Origin of the sequence: Lentzea flaviverrucosa (assembly GCF_003350445.1) — a bacterium.
GTDB lineage: Bacteria > Actinomycetota > Actinomycetes > Mycobacteriales > Pseudonocardiaceae > Lentzea > Lentzea californiensis.
This window is the reverse complement of record NZ_QQAU01000018.1, coordinates 201,874-221,965: the sequence shown is the minus strand read 5'-3', so window position 1 is coordinate 221,965 and position 20,092 is coordinate 201,874. Positions and strand designations below refer to the sequence as shown.

General features: G+C 69.3%; 21 protein-coding genes. 13 read left to right on the top strand and 8 right to left on the bottom strand.

Annotated elements, in window-relative coordinates:
- Positions 1-21: 21 nt before the first annotated feature.
- Positions 22-1,224 (bottom strand): GGDEF domain-containing protein, encoded by a 1,203-nt coding sequence (locus DFR72_RS40030; protein WP_342768718.1) that lies wholly within the window; start codon positions 1,222-1,224, stop codon positions 22-24.
- A 116-nt stretch (positions 1,225-1,340) separates the two neighbouring features.
- On the opposite strand from DFR72_RS40030, the gene macS reads away from it, so the two are divergent.
- The 11 genes from macS (at position 1,341) to DFR72_RS39975 (ending at position 10,944) form a co-directional block, all read left to right on the top strand.
- Positions 1,341-2,501 carry a MacS family sensor histidine kinase gene (gene macS / locus DFR72_RS40025; protein WP_245983849.1) on the top strand — a complete coding sequence of 387 codons (1,161 nt, stop codon included), beginning with the start codon at positions 1,341-1,343 and terminating at the stop codon, positions 2,499-2,501.
- Positions 2,498-3,160, top strand: coding sequence for a response regulator (locus DFR72_RS40020; protein WP_090071943.1), 663 nt, complete (start codon positions 2,498-2,500; stop codon positions 3,158-3,160). Before macS ends, DFR72_RS40020 begins: the two co-directional genes overlap by 4 nt.
- Positions 3,157-3,696 carry a DUF1707 SHOCT-like domain-containing protein gene (locus DFR72_RS40015; RefSeq protein WP_090071945.1) on the top strand — a complete coding sequence of 180 codons (540 nt, stop codon included), beginning with the start codon at positions 3,157-3,159 and terminating at the stop codon, positions 3,694-3,696. Before DFR72_RS40020 ends, DFR72_RS40015 begins: the two co-directional genes overlap by 4 nt.
- Positions 3,697-3,809: 113 nt before the next feature.
- Entirely contained in the window at positions 3,810-5,264 is a 1,455-nt protein-coding gene (locus DFR72_RS40010; protein ID WP_090071948.1) for an SDR family oxidoreductase, read from the top strand.
- A gap of 36 nt (positions 5,265-5,300) precedes the next feature.
- Positions 5,301-6,332 carry an L-threonine 3-dehydrogenase gene (gene tdh / locus DFR72_RS40005; protein WP_090071950.1) on the top strand — a complete coding sequence of 344 codons (1,032 nt, stop codon included), beginning with the start codon at positions 5,301-5,303 and terminating at the stop codon, positions 6,330-6,332.
- Entirely contained in the window at positions 6,332-7,510 is a 1,179-nt protein-coding gene (locus tag DFR72_RS40000) for a glycine C-acetyltransferase (protein ID WP_090071952.1), read from the top strand. Before tdh ends, DFR72_RS40000 begins: the two co-directional genes overlap by 1 nt.
- 97 nt (positions 7,511-7,607) lie before the next feature.
- Positions 7,608-8,426 carry a helix-turn-helix domain-containing protein gene (locus DFR72_RS39995; protein WP_114773947.1) on the top strand — a complete coding sequence of 273 codons (819 nt, stop codon included), beginning with the start codon at positions 7,608-7,610 and terminating at the stop codon, positions 8,424-8,426.
- A 13-nt stretch (positions 8,427-8,439) separates the two neighbouring features.
- Entirely contained in the window at positions 8,440-8,607 is a 168-nt protein-coding gene (locus DFR72_RS39990) for a DUF397 domain-containing protein (protein ID WP_090071955.1), read from the top strand.
- Between the two features lie 29 nt (positions 8,608-8,636).
- Complete coding sequence (locus DFR72_RS39985) at positions 8,637-9,110, top strand: RNA polymerase sigma factor (protein WP_090071957.1); 474 nt, start codon at positions 8,637-8,639, stop codon at positions 9,108-9,110.
- Positions 9,095-10,105: a hypothetical protein gene (locus tag DFR72_RS39980; RefSeq protein WP_090071959.1), complete on the top strand. Its 1,011-nt coding sequence runs from the start codon at positions 9,095-9,097 to the stop codon at positions 10,103-10,105. The genes DFR72_RS39985 and DFR72_RS39980 overlap by 16 nt, the downstream gene beginning before the upstream one ends.
- On the top strand, positions 10,102-10,944 hold the full coding sequence (locus DFR72_RS39975; protein ID WP_090071961.1) for a LysR family transcriptional regulator: 843 nt from the start codon (positions 10,102-10,104) through the stop codon (positions 10,942-10,944). Before DFR72_RS39980 ends, DFR72_RS39975 begins: the two co-directional genes overlap by 4 nt.
- Here DFR72_RS39975 and DFR72_RS39970 read toward each other — a convergent pair.
- The gene (locus tag DFR72_RS39970; protein WP_090072233.1) at positions 10,941-11,339 is read right to left on the bottom strand and encodes a MarR family winged helix-turn-helix transcriptional regulator; all 399 of its coding nucleotides are present in this window, start codon (positions 11,337-11,339) and stop codon (positions 10,941-10,943) included. The two genes, DFR72_RS39975 and DFR72_RS39970, sit on opposite strands and share 4 nt — an antisense overlap.
- Before the next feature lie 121 nt (positions 11,340-11,460).
- Between DFR72_RS39970 and DFR72_RS39965 the strand changes: the two genes are divergently transcribed.
- Positions 11,461-11,868, top strand: coding sequence for a Rid family hydrolase (locus tag DFR72_RS39965; RefSeq protein ID WP_090071962.1), 408 nt, complete (start codon positions 11,461-11,463; stop codon positions 11,866-11,868).
- Positions 11,869-12,169: 301 nt separating this feature from the next.
- Here the strand turns inward: DFR72_RS39965 and ptsP are convergent, their stop codons facing one another.
- Positions 12,170-13,801, bottom strand: a complete 1,632-nt coding sequence (gene ptsP, locus DFR72_RS39960; RefSeq protein ID WP_090071963.1) for a phosphoenolpyruvate--protein phosphotransferase — start codon at positions 13,799-13,801, stop codon at positions 12,170-12,172.
- 157 nt (positions 13,802-13,958) lie between these two features.
- Between ptsP and DFR72_RS39955 the strand changes: the two genes are divergently transcribed.
- Positions 13,959-15,008 (top strand): right-handed parallel beta-helix repeat-containing protein, encoded by a 1,050-nt coding sequence (locus DFR72_RS39955; protein WP_090071964.1) that lies wholly within the window; start codon positions 13,959-13,961, stop codon positions 15,006-15,008.
- A gap of 1 nt (position 15,009) precedes the next feature.
- Here the strand turns inward: DFR72_RS39955 and DFR72_RS39950 are convergent, their stop codons facing one another.
- The 5 genes from DFR72_RS39950 to DFR72_RS39935 are packed head-to-tail and all read right to left on the bottom strand — an operon-like array spanning position 15,010 to position 20,089.
- Positions 15,010-15,873 carry a ribokinase gene (locus DFR72_RS39950; RefSeq protein ID WP_090071965.1) on the bottom strand — a complete coding sequence of 288 codons (864 nt, stop codon included), beginning with the start codon at positions 15,871-15,873 and terminating at the stop codon, positions 15,010-15,012.
- On the bottom strand, positions 15,870-16,784 hold the full coding sequence (locus DFR72_RS46060; protein ID WP_170176615.1) for a substrate-binding domain-containing protein: 915 nt from the start codon (positions 16,782-16,784) through the stop codon (positions 15,870-15,872). The genes DFR72_RS39950 and DFR72_RS46060 overlap by 4 nt, the downstream gene beginning before the upstream one ends.
- Positions 16,785-16,815: 31 nt before the next feature.
- Positions 16,816-17,721: an ABC transporter permease gene (locus DFR72_RS46055; RefSeq protein WP_245983847.1), complete on the bottom strand. Its 906-nt coding sequence runs from the start codon at positions 17,719-17,721 to the stop codon at positions 16,816-16,818.
- Complete coding sequence (locus DFR72_RS39940; protein WP_090071966.1) at positions 17,718-19,127, bottom strand: sugar ABC transporter ATP-binding protein; 1,410 nt, start codon at positions 19,125-19,127, stop codon at positions 17,718-17,720. The genes DFR72_RS46055 and DFR72_RS39940 overlap by 4 nt, the downstream gene beginning before the upstream one ends.
- On the bottom strand, positions 19,124-20,089 hold the full coding sequence (locus tag DFR72_RS39935) for a LacI family DNA-binding transcriptional regulator (protein WP_245983857.1): 966 nt from the start codon (positions 20,087-20,089) through the stop codon (positions 19,124-19,126). The genes DFR72_RS39940 and DFR72_RS39935 overlap by 4 nt, the downstream gene beginning before the upstream one ends.
- Between the last annotated feature and the right edge of the window lie 3 nt (positions 20,090-20,092).

Here is a 20,092-nt window from a genome sequence, read left to right as displayed (position 1 = left end):
GGGAGCGAGTTTGGCAGTTCGCTAGGCCATCGACACGAGGTTCCGGCCATAAGCCTTGGCCGCCAGCAACGCCGCATCGGCTGCCACCAACAGGTCCGGCAGCTCGTACCCGAACCGAGTCGTCGTCGACACCCCTATGGACACAGTCAGGCCGTGCAGCTCGTGCGGCTTGCCGTCCGTGGCCATGGTGGGCACGCGAAGTGCTGCCACGGCCTTGCGGACGCGTTCGGCGACGAACTCGGCCTCGTCGGGCGTGGCCTCGGGCAGGAGCACCACGAACTCCTCGCCGCCGAACCGGCCGACGAGGTCTCCTCGGCGGACGGTGCCGCGCAGGAGCAACGAGATCGCGGCCAGGGCCGCGTCGCCTGCCAGGTGGCCGACCTCGTCGTTGACCCTCTTGAAGTGGTCCAGGTCCAGGAGCATGACGGCCATCGGGCGGGTTCGGCTCGCGCCCTTGGTCAGTTCGTAGCGGGCGCGCGTGTCCCAGTGCACCGCGTTGGCGAGGCCGGTCTTGGCGTCGCGCTGGGCGGAGCGGCGCCATTGGGGGAGTTGGGCCGCTCGTTCCAGCAGGGCCAGGGACGGGCCGGCGATGAGGACGTGGACGGCGTTCGACTCCGCCACGCAGCCCATGAGGCCGCCGATCGACACGGCGACTACGCCGAGGATGGCGTCGATGGGTTCGCCGACGTTCTCCTCGAAGGTGGCGGACGGGCTGCGCAGTTTCAGGCCCAGTGCGATCAGGGCCGCTCGCAGGACCAGCAGCAGTGTCGCGGCCAGGGTGAGGATCACGATGTTGGCGTGCGGGTCGGCCCAGCCGAGGACGTAGCGGGTGGTGAAGACGGCCAGCGCGGTGGCGCTCAGCGTGAAGAGCCAGCGGTGGGTTTCGGGGCGCTGTGCCAGCAGGCAGTGCAGGGCCGGGCCGAAGAGGAGCAGCACCAGCAGGTTCGGCGGGAGGGCGAGGATGCCCGCCGTCAGGTAGCAGAGGTGGGCTGCCCAAGGGTTGCGCTCGGTCTCGCCCAGGCGGTGGCTGTAGATGGTGCTGCCGATGATCACCGCACCCGCTGTGCCCGCGATCGCGGCGAACCTGGCGATTTCGGAGGGTGACGGCGTTTCCGAGGAAACGATCGCGTAGGTGACGGTGGCGAGGGCCGCGATGTCGATGAACAACCAGTAGTAGAGCGCAGGCTGCCGCAAAGTCCACACCGGCCAGTCCCGCACCCGCATCGCCCTCCCCCGAACCCGGAGAGCGTCGCACATTCCTCCGTTCGGCAGAAGACGGCCACCTGGGGGTTAGCCAGCACACGTTCACGCGGCAGGATGGTGTCCGAAAGGAGCACAGCGTGCCCAAAGAGCCTGCCGAACGTGTGACGAAGGTGATCGACGACCCCGCCACGCCCCTGTGGCGCGGGACGATTGCGCTACGCATAGTCACATTCCTCTTCGCGGCGGCCAACGTCATCGCGAACCAATCCGGTTACGTACGGCCGTGGCTCGCGTGGACCACTCTCGGGGTGATGGCGCTGTGGTCCGTCTTCACGAGCCGCGCCTACAGCACGACGTGGGGCAGGCGGTGGCCGATCGTGCTGGTCGACCTCGCTCTGACCTGCGGTCTCATGTCGCTGTCGCCGTTGATCATGTCCGACCACCAGCTGCTGGTCCTGCACGTCCCGCTGATCACGACGATCTGGGCGTGTGTGCCGGCGGTCGCGCTGGGCGCGCTCGGCGGGGCCTACGCGGGCTTGGCGGGCGGACTCGCCGTCGGTCTCTCCACCTATCTGTCCCACCGTTCACCGAGCCTCGACCTGCTGCGCGACGTGGTGTTGCTGGCGGGTGCGGGGATGGTCGTCGGCATGGCGTCGGCCACGGCACGGCGTTCGGCGGTGCTCCTCGCACAGGCTTTGAGGGCCGAAGCCGCGACGGCCGAACGGGAGCGGCTTGCCCGGTCGATCCACGACAGCGTGCTGCAGGTCCTCGCCCGCGTGCGCAAGCGCGGCCTGGAGGTCGGCGGCGAGGCCGCCGAACTGGCCAAGATGGCGGGTGAGCAGGAGGTGGCGCTGAGGAACCTGGTGGCCGCCGCACCCGCCGACTCCACTGTGGCCGGAGAGATCGACCTGCGTCCCGGCCTGCAGATGCTCGCCACACCGAGGATCCAGGTGTCGACACCGGCCACGCAGGTGATGTTCGAGGCCCCGGCGGCGGGCGAGCTCACGTCGCTGGTGCGCGAGGCTCTGTCCAACGTGGACAAGCACTGCGGCGAGGAAACGCGTGCCTGGGTGTTGCTGGAGGATCTCGGGGAGGAGATCGTGCTGAGCGTCAGGGACGATGGACCTGGCATCCCCGAAGGCCGGATCGCCTCGGCCGCCGCGGAAGGCAGGATGGGGATCGAGAAGTCGATCAAAGGCCGGGTGGAGTCGCTCGGCGGAACGCTGGAGCTCCAGACCGGGCCGGGGGAGGGCACGGAATGGGAGGTTCGGGTGTTCAGGAAGGGGGCGGCAAGATGACGGTCTCGGTGATGGTCGTGGACGACCACCCGATGTGGCGCGAGGGCGTGGCGCGCGATCTCCAGGAACGCGGCTTCGAGGTCGTGGCGACCGCGGGTGACGCGCCCTCGGCCGTGCGGATCGCGAAGGCCGTGCGGCCCAACGTGGTCCTGATGGACCTCAACCTCGGCGAACTCTCCGGGGTCGACGCCACCGCGATGATCACCAGCGAGCTGCCGGAGACGCGCGTGCTCGTGCTGTCCGCGTCCGGTGAGCACGACGACGTGTTGCAGGCCGTGAAGGCGGGTGCGTCCGGTTATCTGGTGAAGTCCGCGTCCTCCGAGGAACTGGTCGAGGCCGTGTCCCGGACGGCCGCGGGCGACGCGGTGTTCACGGCCGGGCTCGCGGGCCTGGTGCTGGGCGAGTACCGGCGGATGGCCGCCGCGCCCGACGGCTCGGAGGAGAAGCCTCAGCTCACCGACCGGGAGACCGAGGTGCTGCGGCTGGTCGCCAAGGGCCTGACCGCGCGACAGATCGCGAACCGCCTGGTGATCTCCCACCGCACGGTCGAAAACCACGTCCAGTCGACATTGCGCAAACTTCAACTGCACAACCGGGTGGAGTTGGCGCGTTATGCCATCGAGCACGGTCTCGACGCCGAACCGGAGGCAGAGAAATGACAGACCCCAGAGACTTACGCGTGTCCGACGCGGAACGCGAGCACGTCGTCACCCTCCTGAACAAGGCGGTGGGCCGCGGCATGATCACGCTCGACGAGTTCACCGTGCGCACGGACACCGCACTCGGCGCCAAGACCAGGGCCGACCTGAACGTGGTGCTGCTCGACCTGCCCGGCATGGTCAACAACGAAGTGGCCCGCGAGCGCACTGAACTCAAGAACACGATGAGCACCACGACCCGCAAGGGCCACTGGGTCGTGCCGAACGAGCTCGTCATCCGCAACACCCTCGGCACCACGAACCTCGACTTCACCGCCGCCGAGGTGCCGCCGGTCGTCAACGTCGACCTGGACGTGTCGCTGGGCACGGTGAAGCTCCTGGTGCCGGCGGGGTCGTCGGTCAACGCCGACGCCGTCGAGATCACCGCGGGCGAGCTGAAGGACAAGGTCCAGAACACCACCATGGGCACCCCGCACTTCCAGCTCAAGGGCTCGGTGCGCGGTGGGACCGTGGTGATCAAGCGGAGCAAGCGCTGATCTTGTCGGACCCGCTGAGTACGTTGGGATGCGAGGGGATCCCAGGCCGGGGGGACCCCTGCGCGAGCGCGGCCTGATCTGCACGAACGCCTCGGAAGCCGCAGGATCGAGGCATGCGGTGTCTCGTGACCGGCGCGACCGGGTACCTCGGCGGACGACTCGTGCCCAGGCTGCTGGCCGAAGGGCACGAGGTCCGCTGCCTCGTGCGTTCGCCGGAGAAGTTGCGCGACGTCCCGTGGGCCGCTGACGTCGAGATCGTGCGCGGGGACGTGCTCGGTGATCTCGACGAGGCGATGCGGGACGTCGAGGTCGTCCACTACCTCGTGCACTCGCTGCAGTCGAAGGACTTCGCGGACGCCGATCGCAAGGCCGCGGAGAACACGGCGAAGGCTGCCGAACGGGCCGGTGTGCGGAGGATCGTCTACCTCGGCGGGTTGCACCCGGCCGGTGTCGAGCTGTCGCCGCACCTGGCTTCGCGCAAGGAGGTCGGCGAGGTCTTCCTGCGCTCGGACGTCCAGGCCGTGGTGCTGCAGGCCGCCGTGATCATCGGGTCGGGGTCGGCGAGCTTCGAGATGTTGCGCTACCTGACCGAACGGCTGCCGGTGATGGTCACGCCGCGCTGGGTGCACAACCGGATCCAGCCGATCGCCGTGCGGGACGTGCTGCGGTACCTGGTCGAGGCCACGACCCTCGAAGGCCAGAACCGGACGTTCGACATCGGCGGGCCGGACGTGCTGACGTACCTGCAGATGATGCTGCGGTACGCCGAGGTCGCCGGGCTGCCCAAGCGCCGCGTGCTGCCGGTTCCGTTGCTGACGCCGGGCCTGTCGTCGCACTGGGTCAACGTCGTCACGCCGGTGCCGAAGTCGATCGCGAGGCCGTTGATCGAGTCGCTGGTGCACGAGGTGGTGTGCCGGGAGAACGACATCCGCGAGGTGCTGCCCGGCGAGAACACCGGGTACGACAAGGCCGTCGAACTGGCGTTGAGCAAGATCCGCGACGCCGACGTGGAGACGCGCTGGTCGGGGGCGACGCTGCCGGGTTCGCCGAGCGAGCCGCTGCCGACCGACCCCGGCTGGTCCGGCGGTTCGGTCTACACCGACGAACGCGAGCGGCGCACGAACGCCACGCCCGAACGGTTGTGGGAGGTCGTCGAGGGCATCGGCGGCGAGCGCGGCTGGTACTCGTTCCCGCTGGCCTGGGCGATCCGGGGCTGGATGGACCGGCTGGTCGGAGGCGTCGGGCTGCGGCGCGGGCGGCGTGACCCGCAGCGGCTGTACGTGGGCGAGGCGCTCGACTTCTGGCGGGTCGAGGAGATCGAACGCGGGCAGTTGCTGCGCTTGCGGGCGGAGATGAAGGTGCCGGGCAAGGCGTGGCTGGAGCTTCGAGTGGCGGCCAACGAGGGACACGGGTCCACTTACCGCCAACGCGCCGTGTTCGTGCCCAAAGGGCTCGCCGGACACCTCTACTGGGCGGCCGTCTGGCCGTTTCACGGCATCGTGTTCGGCGGCATGGTGCGCAACATCGCCAATGAAGCTGAGCTGCACAAGAACTTCAGAAAGTCCTGATGGACTGCACAAGCAGCAAAGGGTGAAACTTCCCGCATGAAGGCTCTCGTCAAGGTCGCCGCAGGGCCTGGCCTCGAACTGACCGACGTCCCGGACCCCACCCCCGGACCGACGGACGTGCTGGTCAGGGTGTTGCGCACCGGCATCTGCGGCACCGATCTGCACATCGACTCGTGGGACGACTGGGCCGCGCAGAACATCAAGGCGCCGCTCGTCCTCGGCCACGAGTTCGTCGGCGAGGTCGTCGAGATCGGCGGCAGCGTCACCGGCGTCAAGGTCGGCGACCTGGTCAGCGGCGAGGGCCACCTCGTCTGCGGGACCTGCCGCAACTGCAAGGCCGGCCGCCGCCACCTCTGCGCCAACACGCGCGGTCTGGGCGTGCACTCCAACGGCGCGTTCGCGCAGTACGTCGTGCTGCCCGAGCAGAACGCGTGGGTGCACCGCACGGCCGTCGACCTGGACGTGGCCGCGATCTTCGACCCGTTCGGCAACGCCGTGCACACCGCGCTGAGCTTCCCCGTCATCGGCGAGGACGTGATCATCACGGGCGCCGGTCCGATCGGCATCATGGCCGCCGCCGTCGCCAAGCACGCGGGCGCGCGCAACGTCGTGATCACCGACATCTCCGAGCACCGCCTCGACCTGGCCCGCAAGATCGGCGTCGACCTCGCGGTGAACGTCTCCGAGAAGACCATCGCGGACGCGCAGCGGGAACTCGGCATGGCCGAGGGCTTCGACGTCGGCATGGAGATGTCCGGCAAGCCGGTGGCGATGCGGGACATGATCGCGAACATGGCGCACGGCGGTCGCATCGCGATGCTGGGGCTGCCCGCGGACGAGTTCTCCGTCGACTGGAGCAGCGTCGTGCTGAAGATGCTGCACATCAAGGGGATCTACGGCCGCGAGATGTTCGAGACCTGGTACTCGATGACCGTGCTGCTGCAGCGCGGCCTCGACCTCGCGCCGGTCATCACGCACCGGTACGACCACACGCAGCACGCGGAGGCGTTCGCCACCGCGCGCGAAGGCAAGTGCGGCAAGGTCATCCTCGACTGGACGGGAGCCTGATGTACGGCGAGCTGAAGAACGACCTCCTCAAGACGATCGAGGAGATCAGGGAGGCCGGTCTCTACAAGTCAGAACGCGTGATCGGCACCCCGCAGAACGCCTCCGTACGCGTGGGTTCCGGTGACGAGGTGCTGAACTTCTGCGCCAACAACTACCTCGGTCTCGCCGACCACCCGCAGCTCATCGAGGCCGCGAAGAAGGCGCTGGACGACTGGGGCTTCGGCATGGCCTCGGTGCGGTTCATCTGCGGCACCCAGGAGCCGCACAAGGAACTGGAGCGCAAGCTCAGCGAGTTCCTCGGCACCGAGGACACGATCCTCTACAGCTCGTGCTTCGACGCGAACGGCGGCCTGTTCGAGACGCTGCTCGGCGCCGAGGACGCGATCATCTCCGACGAGCTGAACCACGCGTCGATCATCGACGGCGTGCGCCTGTCGAAGGCTCGTCGGTTCCGCTACAAGAACCGCGACATGGACGACCTGGAGCGCCAGCTCAAGGACGCGGCCGACGCACGCTACCGCCTCATCGCCACCGACGGCGTGTTCTCGATGGACGGCTACCTCGCGCCGCTGGACGAGATCTGCGACCTGGCTGAGCGCTACAACGCGCTGGTCATGGTCGACGACTCGCACGCCGTCGGCTTCACGGGCCCGACCGGCCGCGGCACTCCGGAGCTGTTCGGCGTGCAGGACCGCGTCGACATCGTCACGGGCACCCTCGGCAAGGCGCTGGGTGGCGCGTCCGGCGGCTACACGTCCGGCCGCAAGGAGATCGTCGAACTGCTGCGCCAGCGCTCGCGCCCGTACCTGTTCTCGAACTCCCTCGCGCCGTCGATCACCGCCGCCGCGATCGCCACGCTCGACATGCTCTCCACCTCGTCCGACCTGCTGGTCCGGCTCCGGGAGAACACGGAGCTGTTCCGCCGGCGGATGACCGAGGAGGGCTTCGACCTGCTGCCCGGTGAGCACCCGATCATCCCGGTGATGATCGGCGACGCGGCCGAGGCGGGCCGGTTGGCGGACCTGCTGCTGGAGCAGGGCATTTACGTGATCGGCTTCTCGTACCCCGTGGTGCCGCACGGCAAGGCCCGCATCCGCACGCAGATGTCGGCTTCACACACGACCGAGGACGTTAACCGCGCTGTAGACGCGTTTATCGCTGCACGCGCAAAGATGTGAAGGTCGGACTTGTACCGGCTCCAAAAACTACTTCCTTCGGTGACATTCGGGAGGAAACAATGGAGCCGGTACGGGTCTTGCTCCTAGTTTCGTCGACATGCCACGACGAAAGTCCAGTGTGGTGGGACGCGAGTTCGGCGATGCTGTTCGCAAGATCATCGAGCCGACTGGGCTGACCCACCGCAAGATCGCCGAAGAACTCGGCTGGGACGAAGCCAAACTCTCCGACCTGGTCCGCGGCAAGGGCGGCGTCACCGAAGCCGACCTGATGCAGCTGCTCGGCTTCTGCCGCGTCAAGCCGCCAGAGGTCCAGCGCCTGCTCGCCCTGTTCCGCGAGACTCGGGTGCGCGGGTACCTCAAGTTCCCAAATGATCAGGTACCGGCGCTGCTCGAACAGGAACGCCTGGCCAACGAGATCACCGTCTGGTCGTCGCTCCTCGTCCCCGGTCACCTCCAGACCACCGACTACATGCGTGCGGCCATCGACGGAGTGGTTCACCCCGCTGCGGTCGACTACGAGGAAGTCATCACCGCGAAGATCGAACGCCACAAGCTCTTTCACTGGAGCCGCACGTTCGCCTTCTACATCCACGAATACGCTCTCCGCCTCCCCGTGGGCGGACCGGATGTGATGAAAGACCAATACATCCACCTTTTGGGGATGGCACAGCGGTCTTACATCACCTTGCGAATCGTGCCGGCCTCGATCGGCGCGCACGCCGGCGTTTCAGGATCGTTCATCCGCCTCGGCTACGAAAAGTTCGAGCCGGTGGTCTTCCTCGAAGGCGAGAACTCCGGCCTCATCCTCGAAGACACGGCCTCACTTGCCGTCTACGCCTCCGTAGTGGAGCGGCTCGACGATCAAGCTCTGAATCCGGAAGAATCGAAGGAGCTGATCACCGGCTTCCTGACCTGAGGAGACGTTCCGCATGTCGACCTGGCGCAAGAGCTCCTACAGCCCGAACTCCAGCGACTGCGTCGAGGTCGGACGTGGCATCGGCATCCGAGACAGCAAGGCGCCGGCCACGCACCTCCCCGTGTCGGGCGAGGCGTGGTCCGCGTTCCTCCGCGATGTGACCCGCGTCACTCCGCTGTAAGAATCGGCCCGGACAGCGCACTACCTGACGTGGAGGAATTCTCGAGCGTCTACCGCGAGTGCTACCCGCGGGTGCTCGCCTATGCGGCGAGCCACGCGGGGCCTCGGCTCGCGGAGGACATCACCAGCGAGACCTTCACAGTCGCCTGGCGCAGGCTCGACCAGATGCCGTCGAACGCGCTGCCGTGGCTGCTCGGCATCGCCCGCAACCTGGTGCGTTCGGCCCGTCGGCAGACGACGCACATCGAGCTCACCGACTTCCCGGCGGAAGACGACTTCGCGGTGATCGAACTCCGGGCTGCCCTCGCGAGCCTGTCCGAGGCGGACCAGGAGGTGCTGACGCTCATCGCGTGGCACGGACTGGCCGCGGCCGAGGCCGCACAGGTGCTCGGGTGCACGACCGCGACGTTCTTCGTGCGGCTGCACCGAGCTCGTCGGCGGTTGCAGGCCGCTCTCTGGACACCGAACTTCGACCGTGCGAGGGCGTCGTGGAAGACATCCTGAAAGACCTGGCGCAGGCCAAGCCACCGACACCTGAGGCCGACCCCGACCGCATGGAACGCGACCTCGCACGCATCGTCACGTTGCCGCGAGAGAGGCCGGTGCGCAGGCAGTTCGTGCGGCGGTTCGCTCCGTTGCTGGTGATCGGGGTCGTGATCGTGCTCGCGGTCGTCTTGCTGCCTTCACCCCCTCAGCCCGTGCAGCCGGCCTCCACGTCTCAGTGGTGGCGGGTGTTGCGGCAGCAGTCGTCGTTGATGGCCGTGGGGGAGCCGACGAAGCCGTACGTCGTGCGGTTCGACTCCAGGACCGATCAGTGGCAGGCCGGGAAGCGCGAGATCGCGGTGGTGCAGAAGGACGGCAAGGTCGAGCCGTTCTCGCGGGGCGACAACACCGCGTGGGAAGCCGCGGGCCGGCCGGAGGTCGTGCCCCAGCTCGGCGGCAGCCGGTCGGTGCGCATCGGTCCGATGACACCGGCGGTGCAGGAGTCCTACGTCAGCGGGCTCTCGTTGACGTCCGCCTACTGGGAGCGGCTGGAGTCGTTCGACGACCTGCCCGCGGACCCTGCGGGCATGAGGGCGAAGCTGCAGCCCGAGGAGAAGGGCGCCTACGAGCTCGCGGACCTCGTCATGGCGGTGATGATCGCCAACGTGCGCGACGACCAGCGGCGGGGAGCGTTCGAGCTGCTCAAGTCGCTCGACGGGGTGCGGTACCTCGACCGCGTGCCCCTGCCCGACAAGGGGGTGGGCGTCGGGGTGGCGATTCCCGCGCTGCCGCAGTTCCAGTTCGGCGACGTCGAGACCCAGTTCGTCATCAACCCCGCGACGGGCAAGCCGATCTTGAAACGGAACGTCATCACGAAGTCCCAGCACGGCCTTCCCTCGATGACGTCGATCGCGGAGGAGCGGTACCTCCTGCTGGAGGGGACGAACGCCGAGCCGATCCTGCCGCTGGGCGTCCCCGTGAACGGCGGAGTGGAATCCCCCATCATTGAGCGGTGATCGACCCACGACGGCTCCGCGTGCTGCGCGCACTCGCTGACCACGGCACCGTGACGGCCGCAGCCGCCGCATTGCACCTCACGCCGTCGGCGGTGTCGCAGCAGCTCGCGGCGCTGGAGTCCGAGGCAGGGCATCCGTTGCTGCTGCGCAAGGGACGACGGGTGTCGCTGACGCCGGCGGGCGAGCTGCTCGTCACGCACGCGCACGTCGTCGCCGCCGAACTGGAACGCGCACAGGCCACTTTGGACGCTCTGGCCGACGGCACCGCGGGCCGGGTGGGGGTGGCGGCGTTCGCGTCGGCGATCACGCAGGTCGTCGCACCGGCGTTGGCGGCGTTGAAGGAACGGTCGATCGAACTGTCCGTGCGCGACGCCGAGGGGCACGAGAGCGTGCGGCTGTTGCTGGACGGCGAGATCGACGTGGCGATCACCGAGGAACACCGCACGACGGACCGCTTCACCCGGTTTCCGCTCTACACCGAGCCTTTCGACGTCGTGCTGCCGCCGGGGCACGTGCTGAACGGCGGGCCGGTCGAGCTGCGGCAGCTGGCGGACGAGGACTGGGTCGTGACGCTGCCGGGCAACCCGCTGCGGGACGTGGTCGAGACGGCGTGCGCGCAGGCCGGGTTCACACCGCGGATCAGGCACACCTCTGACGACTTCCGCGCGATCGAAGCGCTGGTGGCGGCAGGTGCGGGGGTCGCGCTGGCGCCCCGGAACGCCGTCGGCGGGGTGCCGGTGGCGGGGGTGGCGCCGTTGCGGCGGGTGGTGGCGGCGGTGCGCCGGGGTTCGGAGGACCACCCGTTGATCAGGGCGGTCCTCGACGAACTCCGGAGCTAGGGCGGCGGAATCGTCACGCTCAGCTTGGTGGCGATGCGCGCCAACGCCTGGCGGTCGGCGGCGGTGAGCGGGTCGAGCACGAACTGCCGGACCGTGCGCAGGTGCGTGGGCGCGGCGGCCTTGACCACCTCGTAGCCCTCGTCGGTCAGCGAGGCGATGGTGTACCGGCCGTCGTCGGGGTCGGGGAAGCGCACCACCCAGCCGCGTTGCTCGAAGCGCTTGACCACGTTGGACAGCCTCGACAGCGACCCGTTCGCGAGGTGTGCCAGTTCGCTCATGCGGATCCTGCGGTCCGGCGCCTCCGAGACGTGACTGAGCACCAGGTAGTCGAAGAGGCTCAGGCCCGACTCCTGCTGCAACGGCGCTTCGAGCCGGCCCGGCAGCAGCAGCACCATCGAGATCAGCCCGGTCCAGGCTTCCTTCTCGTCCGCGTTCAGCCACTCCACGCCGCGCAGCTTACTTCACGCTTGAAGTCGTGTACGGTTGACTTCAAGCGTGAAGTCATAGGAGGAAGTCATGAGCAAGCCGGAGTTCTTCGCCACCCCCGGATACGGCGAGACGCAGCTGGAGAACATGCGGTACAGCCAGGCCGTGCGCATCGGCGACCGGGTCGAGACCTCAGGTCAGGGCGGCTGGAGCGACGAGTTCGAGTTCCCGGAGTCGCTCGAGGACGAGATCGTGCGCGCGTTCGACAACGTCGAGCGCACTCTCGTGGCTGCGGGCTCGTCCTGGGCCGACGTCGTCCACGTGAACTCGTACCACGTGCTCGGTGACGACTCGTTCGACGACCACAACCGCGTGATGGTCGAGCAGTTCCGTGCGCGCATGGGTGATCGTGCGCCGATCTGGACCGAGAGCGGCGTCACCGCCCTCGGTCACCCGAAGATGCGCATCGAGATCCGCGTGACCGCCGTGGCCGGCTAGACGCGGGGGAGGTGGGCGGCGGATCTCGCCGAACGACACCGCCACGCACTCGGCCTGCTGCCGCGCGGTGCGTTTCAGCTGTCTCATGCCCATGCGCTGCCGGGCACCGTCGGCGTCACCCTTGCGTGCCGCCTTCTGGCCTTCGGCTTTGCGCGGGCCGAGCTGCAACGACGATCCGCCCGACCCCACCTCCGCCGGGCCTGCGCCCTGGGAGGTGACTCCGCTCGTACCTGCGGCCACGGTCATGCGATCACAACGCGGGGGCGGCACCCCCACGTTGATCACGCGATCGGGTGAAGCGTTAGTGCGGGGCGCGGGCCGCCAGCTTCGCCGAAGCCGGGTCGCCCGCGGCCAGAGCGCCTCGGGCCGCGAGCTGGCAGATGTCCATGCTGGACGTCGCGAGCTTCGCGCCGACGCCGGCGAGCGCCGTGTGGTTCATCGACAGCGACGTGACGCCGAGGCCGATCAGCACGCACGCGAGCAGCGGGTCGGCCGCCGCCTCGCCGCAGACGCCGACGGGCTTGCCTGTGGCGGTCGCCGCCTCGCCCACCAGGGCGATCAGACGGAGCAGTGCCGGCTGCCACGGGTCGTTCAGCGCTGCCACGCCGCCGAGCTGGCGGTCGGCGGCGAAGACGTACTGGGCCAGGTCGTTGGTGCCGATGGAGATGAAGTCGACGACCTGAAGGATCTCTTTCGCTGACAAGGCCGCGGACGGGACCTCGACCATCACACCGACGCGGGCGATGCCGGCCTTGCGGGCGCGTTCCACGAACCAGGCGGCTTCGGCGGCGGTGGCGACCATCGGTGCCATCACCGAGACGTCCGCGCCGGACGACTTCGCGGCCAGGGCGATGGCTTCGAGCTGGCGGTCGAGGATCTCGGGGCGGTCGAAGGCGACGCGCAGGCCGCGGACGCCCATGGCCGGGTTGGGCTCGGGGTCCGGGTTCAGAAACGCCAGCGGCTTGTCCGCGCCCGCGTCGAGCGTGCGCACCACAACCGGCTTGCCCTTGAACGGCGCCAGCACAGCCTCATAAGCAGCAGTCTGCTCAGCAACGGTCGGTTCCTCTGCTGCGTCCAGGAAGCAGAACTCCGTGCGGAAGAGGCCCACGCCCTCCGCACCCGCGGCGGCAGCGGCGGCGGCGTCCGCGGGCGAGCCGACGTTGCCCAGGACCTTCACGCGGAGGCCGTCCTTGAGCACACCGACGCCGTTCCACTCGGCCTTCTTGGCCGTGCCGGCCGCGCGGACCTTGCCGTCCGACTCGCGGACCTGGCCCGTGTCGCCGTCGACGTCGAGAGAGGTGCCCTCGAACGCCAGGATGCCGCGGCACGCGACGACGGCCGGGATGCCCAGCGAACGGGCGAGGATCGCGGTGTGGGAGGTGGGGCCGCCCTCTTCCGTGACCAGGGCGAGGACCTTCGTGGGGTCGAGGCCCGCGGTGTCGGCGGGCGCGAGGTCGCGCGCCACCAGCACGGACGGCGAGGCCAGGTCGGGGACTCCCGGCGCGGGCTGGCCGAGGAGCTCGGCCACGACGCGGTCGCGGACGTCCTGGACGTCGCGGGCCCGTTCGGCCATGTAGCCACCGGCGGCCTGGAGTGCGGAGATGAACTTCTGCGCTGCCTCGTGCACGGCACGGGCGGCGGTCAGCGACTGGTCGACCACGAGCTTCTCGGCGGCCTTGATCAGGGACGGGTCGCCGGCCATCGCCGCCGTCGTCTCCAGCACGGCGCGGGCGTCACCCTCGACCGTCTTCGCGCGCTCCATCAGGCGCTGCGCCACGACCTCCGTCGCGGGACGGATGAGGGAGGCCTCCATCTTCGTGTCCGCTGTTCGCTGACCCGCAGGAGGTTCGGGCAGGGCCTCGGCGATCCTCACCACGGGGCCGGTTGCCCGACCGCTGCTCACACCGACACCGCTCAGCCGCGCGCTCGACATGGTCTAGACCATACCCTCCGACGGGAAACCCGGGACAGCTCAGTGTGACCAATCGAGCGGCGGAACGCGCAGCAACGCGCAGTTCGTCATCACGGCTTAACACGCGCAGCCGACCGCGATGTGACCCTAGGCCGTTCGGAGCAGTACGGTGCCAGCCGTGCGCCTTCAGTACGTCTTCGCCGCAGTCTTGCTGGTCGCCGGATGCTCGTCGGCGCAACCGGGCCTCGGCCCCGAGATCAACGTCCCGGCGCAGCTGAGCACCATCCAGGACGCCGTCGACGTGGCTCAGGAGGGCGCGACCATCGTCGTGTCGCCGGGCGTCTACGAGGAGGCGGTGCAGGTCAGGACCAAGGGCCTCACGATCAGGGGAGCCAGCCGCGGCAGCGTGATCATCGACGGCGAGGCCGAGCGCGCCACCGGGATCGTGGTCGCCGCTCCGGACGTGTCCGTGCAGAACCTGACGGTCCGCAACCACACCTCGGACGGTGTGCTGATCTCCGAGCAACGCGGCTTCCGCGTCTCCTACGTGACGGCCAGCAACAACGCGCGGTTCGGTGTCCACGCCGACAACGCCCAGAACGGCGTGATCGAGCAGAGCTACGCGAGCGGCAGCGCGGACGCCGGTTTCTCCGTCAGCCAGTGCCTGCCGTGCCACGTCGTCGTGCGCGGCAACGTCGCCGAACGCAACGCCGTCGGCTACCAGGGCACGAACGCGTCCGGCCGGATGTTCGTGCTGGGCAACAGGTTCAGCGGCAACCGGGTCGGCATGACCTCGGCCGCCGAACGCCAGGAGGACGTCACCCTGGTCGGCAACCTCGTCTCCGACAACGACGAGGCCCTCTCGCCCGAGCAGGCCGACGGCGCGTTCGGGCTCGGCATGAGCCTCCTGGCCAGCACGAAGAACCTGGTGTCCCGCAACCTGATCACCGGCAACCCCGGTGTCGGCCTGGCGCTGAGCCCCGGCCAGAAGGACGACCTGCAGCGGGCCAACGTGATCGTCGGCAACGGCCAGGACGTGCGGTACGACGCCGACAAGCCGCGCAAGAAGGTCCGGGCGCCGCGCGGGATCCCGTTCACCCAGGTCGCCGCCCCGCCGCTGCAGCCGGAGATGCCGTCGGACCCGTTGCCGGACAGGGCACCGGACGTCGAGGAGTACGCGCTGCCGAACGAGGACATGTTCGACGACCGCGCGGCGGTGCGGGCGTAGGTCAGCCGACCTCGGCTGAGGTCGGGTACGACGGTTGCGCGCCCGCCTTCGTGACGGACAGCGCGGCGACCTTCGCGGCGTAGCGGGCGGCCTGCACCAGGTCGTCGCCCTCGGCCAGCCGCGCGGACAGCGCACCGGCGAACGCGTCACCGGCGCCGGTCGTGTCGACCACCTCGTCGACCTCGATCGCCGGCACCTCGACGACGCCGGACTCCTGCACCACGGCGGCGCCGCGCGAGCCCAGAGTCACGATGGCCGAGCTCGGGCCGAGGTCGAGCAGGGAACGCCAGTCCGGCGCGAGTTGTGCGGCCTCGTGCTCGTTCACGATCAGCACGGTGAGCTGCCGCAACGTCTCCGCGGGCAGTTCCGCGACCGGCGACAGGTTGAGCACGGTCGCGACGCCGGCGCGGGAGGCGGCGCCGATCGCGTGGACCACCGTCTCCAGCGGCACTTCCAGCGAGCACGTCAGCACGGCCGCGCCGCCGAACGACAGAGCGTCCACATCGGACGGTGACACGTCGGCGTTGGCGCCGGGCGACACGACGATGGAGTTCTCGCCGTCCGGCGTCACGGTGATGTACGCGATCCCGGTGGGACGAGAGGAAGTCTTCACCAGCGCGGTGTCGACGCCGGACGTCTCGAGCGACTCGCGCAGCAGCGAGCCGTACCCGTCGCCACCGACGGCACCGACCAACGCGACGGAGGCACCGACGCGTGCGGCGGCAACGGCGGTGTTCGCGCCCTTGCCGCCGGGCAGCACGACGGTGTCGCCGCCGAGCACGGTCTCACCGCCCGCGGGCCGCCTGCCGACCTCGACCACGAGGTCGGCGTTGGCGGACCCGAGAACGAGCAAAGTCTGCGTCACTTGACGAACTCTGCCACGTTCTTCGCGGTGATGACCTTGACCTCGACGTCCACGACCTGCTGAACCGGCTCGCCCTTGGCGGCGTGCACGGCCTGCTCGACGGCCTTGGAACCGAGGAGCTTCGGCTGCTGCGCGATGGTCGCGGCGAGCGTGCCGTCCTGGATCGCCTTCAGGCCGTCCGGCGTGCCGTCGAAGCCGACGACCTGCACGTCCTTGCCCGCACGGGCGCCGAGGGCCTTGATCGCGCCGAGCGCCATCTCGTCGTTCTCGGCGAAGACGCCCTTGAGACCGGGGTGGCCCTGCAGCAGGTTCGTGGTCTCGTTGAGGCCCTTGGCGCGGTCGAAGTCGGCGACGGCCGAGGCGACGACCTTGATGTTGCCGCTGTTCAGGCCCTGCTCGAAGCCCTGGCCGCGGTCACGCGACGCCGAGGCGCCCGGGATGCCCTTGAGGTGCGCGACCTCGCCGGAGGTGGCGCGGCCGAGCTCGATGGCAGCGAGGCTGCCACCCGAGACGTTGTTCGACGCGACCTCGGCGGCGACCTTGCCCTCGACGGCGCGGTCGACCGAGATCAGCGGGATGTTCGCCGTCTCGGCGGCCTTCGCGGCGGGCCCGGACTGCTTGGAGTCGACCGGGTTGAGGATGATCGCCTTGACGCCCTGCGTCACCAGCGTCTGCACCTGGTTGACCTGGTTCGTCGCGTCGTTCTGCGCGTCGACCACGGTCAGCTTGGCGCCGAGCTGGTCCGCCATCTCCTGCGCGCCCCGCTGCAGTTCCACGAAGAACGGGTTGTTCAGAGTGGACACCGCGAGGCCGATGGTGATCTGGCCTCCGGACGCCCCTGTTCCACTGCACCCGGTCGCCAGCAGAGCAGCGGCGCCGAGCGTCAGCGCGATCCGTCGGGTCACCTTCATTGGTGTCTTCCTTTACCTGTTGCGGGTTTTCTCAGCGACGGCGAAGTGAGTCGAGCAGCGCGGCGAGAGCGATCACCGCGCCGATGACGACCTGCTGCCAGAACGGCGGCACCTGCAGCAGGTTGAGGCCGTTGCGCAGGACGGCGAGCACAAGTGCGCCGACCAACGTCCCGGTGGCGCGTCCGACGCCACCGGACAACGACGCGCCGCCGATGACGACGGCGGCGATGGCGTCGAGTTCGTAGCCCACCGCTGCCTGCGGACCGGCGGACCCGAGCCGTCCCGCGAGCACGAGGCCCGCGGCGGCGGCGAAGAGGCCGCTCAGCGCGTAGATCCAGAGCTTCTGCCTCCGGACGTCGATGCCGCTGAGCTTGGCCGCTTCCTCGTTGCCGCCGATCGCGTACATGCGACGGCCGAGGTTGGTGCGCGTGAGGATCAGGCCGGTGATGCCGAAGAACGCCAGCATCAGCAGCAGCGGCAGCGGAACCATCGGCGCGAGGTTCGAGCCGAGGAACGTGACCAGCGCGTCGGTCTCGTGCGGCTGGCCCTCGGAGAACACCAGCGTGAGACCGCGGGCGACGCTGAGCATGGCCAGCGTCGCGATGAACGGCGGCAGCTTGCCGTAGCTGATCAACGCGCCGTTGACGAGACCGCAGAGCGCACCGACGACCAGGCCGATCGGGCCGGCGGTGAGTGCCCCGACCATCGCGGCCAGTGCGGCGATGCTGCCCACCGACAGGTCGATGCCGCCCGCGACCACCACGAACGTCATGCCGAAGGCCATGATCGCGATGACCGCGGCCTGCACGCCCACGTTCAGCAGGTTCTGCGCGTTGAGGAACGCGGGCTGCATGACCGCGATGACCAGAGCGAGGACGACGAGCCCCGCGAGGGCACCGTTCTCACTGGCGTACTTGCGAATGCTGATCGTGCTCACGCTGAGATCTCCTGCACGGCGAGTGCCATCACCTGGTCTTGGGTCGCGCCCTTGGGCAGCTCACCGGCCACCCGGCCGTGGGCCATCACGACGACGCGGTCGCTCATCCCGATCACCTCGGGCAGGTCGCTGGACACGAGCAGCACGGCCCGGCCCTGCGCGGTCATGCGGTTGATGAGCTCGTAGATCTCGACCTTGGCGCCGACGTCGACGCCTCTGGTCGGTTCGTCGAGGATCAGCACCTTCGGGTCGGCCAGCAGCCACTTGCCGATGACGACCTTCTGCTGGTTGCCGCCCGACAGCTCCTTCACCGGCTGCTCGACGCGGCCCTTGATCCGGAGCTTGCCCGCGATGTCGTGCAGGCGCTTCTGGTCCCGGTCGTCGAGCGTCACGAGCTCGAGGTTCTGGCCGACGGTCGCGGTCAGGACGAGGCCCTGGCCCTTGCGGTCCTCGGGGACGAGGCCGAGACCTGCCTTGATGGCGGCCTGCACGTCGCCCCGGCGCAACGGCTTCCCGTCGACCTCGACCGTGCCGTGGTCGTAGTCGTCGACGCCGAACGCGGCCCGCGCGACCTCCGTCCGGCCAGCGCCGACCAGGCCGGCGATGCCGACGACCTCGCCCGCGTGGACCTCGACGCTGATGTTCTCGAACGCGCCGCGCCTGGTCAGGCCCTTGATGCTGAGCAGCGGCTGACCAGGGCGTTGTTGCGCGCGGGGGTACTGCTCGTCGATCGGGCGGCCGACCATCAGCTCGATCATGTGCCGGGTGGTGGCCTTGGGACCGAGGACGCCCACGCTCCGGCCGTCGCGCAGGACCGTGATGCGGTCGGCGACGCGCTGGATCTCGTCGAGGTGGTGGGTGATGAAGACGAGGCCGACGCCGTTCTGGCGCAGCTGGCCCATGATCTGCAGCAACCGGTCGGTCTCGGTCTCGGTGAGGACCGCGGTCGGCTCGTCGAGGATCAGCACGCCGGCGTCCTTGTCGAGCGCGCGGGCGATCTCGATCATCTGCTGCTGGGCGATGCCGAGGTCGCGGACCTTGGCGTCCGGGTCGACGTCCAGGCCGACGCGGTTCAGCAGTTCCGGTGCCCTGCGGCGCATCTCGGCGCGGTCGACGAAGCCGAACCTGCGCGGGAGGCGGTTGAGGAACAGGTTCTCGGCGACGCTCAGCTCCGGGACCAGCGCCAGTTCCTGGTGGATGACGGCGAGGCTGGCGTGGCCCTCGATCGTGCCGGCGTCGTGGCCGTGGATGCCCGCGAGGACCTTGACCAGCGTCGACTTGCCGGCACCGTTCTCGCCGAGCAGGACGTGGACCTCGCCCGCGTTGATGTCGAGGTCGACGCCGTCCAACGCCTTGGTGGCGCCGAAGTGCTTCGTGATGCCGCGGGCGGTGATGAGGGTCTTCACAGCTCGGCCTCCCCGAGCGAACCGCGCAGCACGAGCTTCGCGGTGAGGCGGACGTCGTCGGGTTGCCGGCCGTCGATCAGGGCGAGGAGGCTGCGCGCGGCGGCCTTGCCCATCTCCACGGTCGGCTGCGCGATGACCGTGATCGGCGGGTCGAGCAGCGGGAACCACGGCTGGTCGTCGAACACCGCGAACGCGATGTCGTGCGGGATCTGCAGGCCACGGGCCCTGACCTCGCCCAGCGCGCCGAGGCCCATCAGGTTGTCCATCGCGATCAGCGCCGTGGCGCCGTCGTCGAGGAGCCTCGCGGCGGCCTGGCTGCCGCTCTCCTGGCGGAAGTCGCCGTGCACGACCTGCGCGAGGCCGCCGAGCGCCCCGGTGAGCACGTCGGTTCGTTCTCTTCCAGTGGAGGTGTTCGGCGGACCCGCGATCACTCCGATGCGGGTGTGGCCGGCGCCGACGAGCCGCCGGGCGAGCGCGGTCAACGCCTCACTGCCGTCAGCGCGGACGACGGGGCATGTGGCGCCTCTGACCGTCCGGTCGAGCAGAACCAGCGGTACGCCGCCTGCGCTCACTTCGCGAACCAGACTCGGGTCGTCGGTCGCGGGGCACAGCAGGAGGCCGTCCACCCGGCGGTCGAGCAGGGTGCGCACGTAGGTCGCTTCCTGCTCGGCGCTCTCGTCGGCGTTCCCGATCACGACGCAGTAGCCGTGTGACCGGGCTTCGTCCTCGACCGCCCGGGCGATCTCGGCGAAGAACGGGTTCAGCAGATCGCTGATGACCAGACCGAGGGTCTGGGTGCTGGTGGTCCTGAGGGATCGCGCCAGGGCGTTGGGCCGGTAGCCGAGTTCCTCGATCGCGGCGAGCACGCGCTCACGGGTCTCGGGGGTCGGTGCGGCATGCCCGTTGAGCACGCGCGACACGGTGGCCGTGGAGACGCCGGCGTGCTGCGCGACGTCCTTCATGGT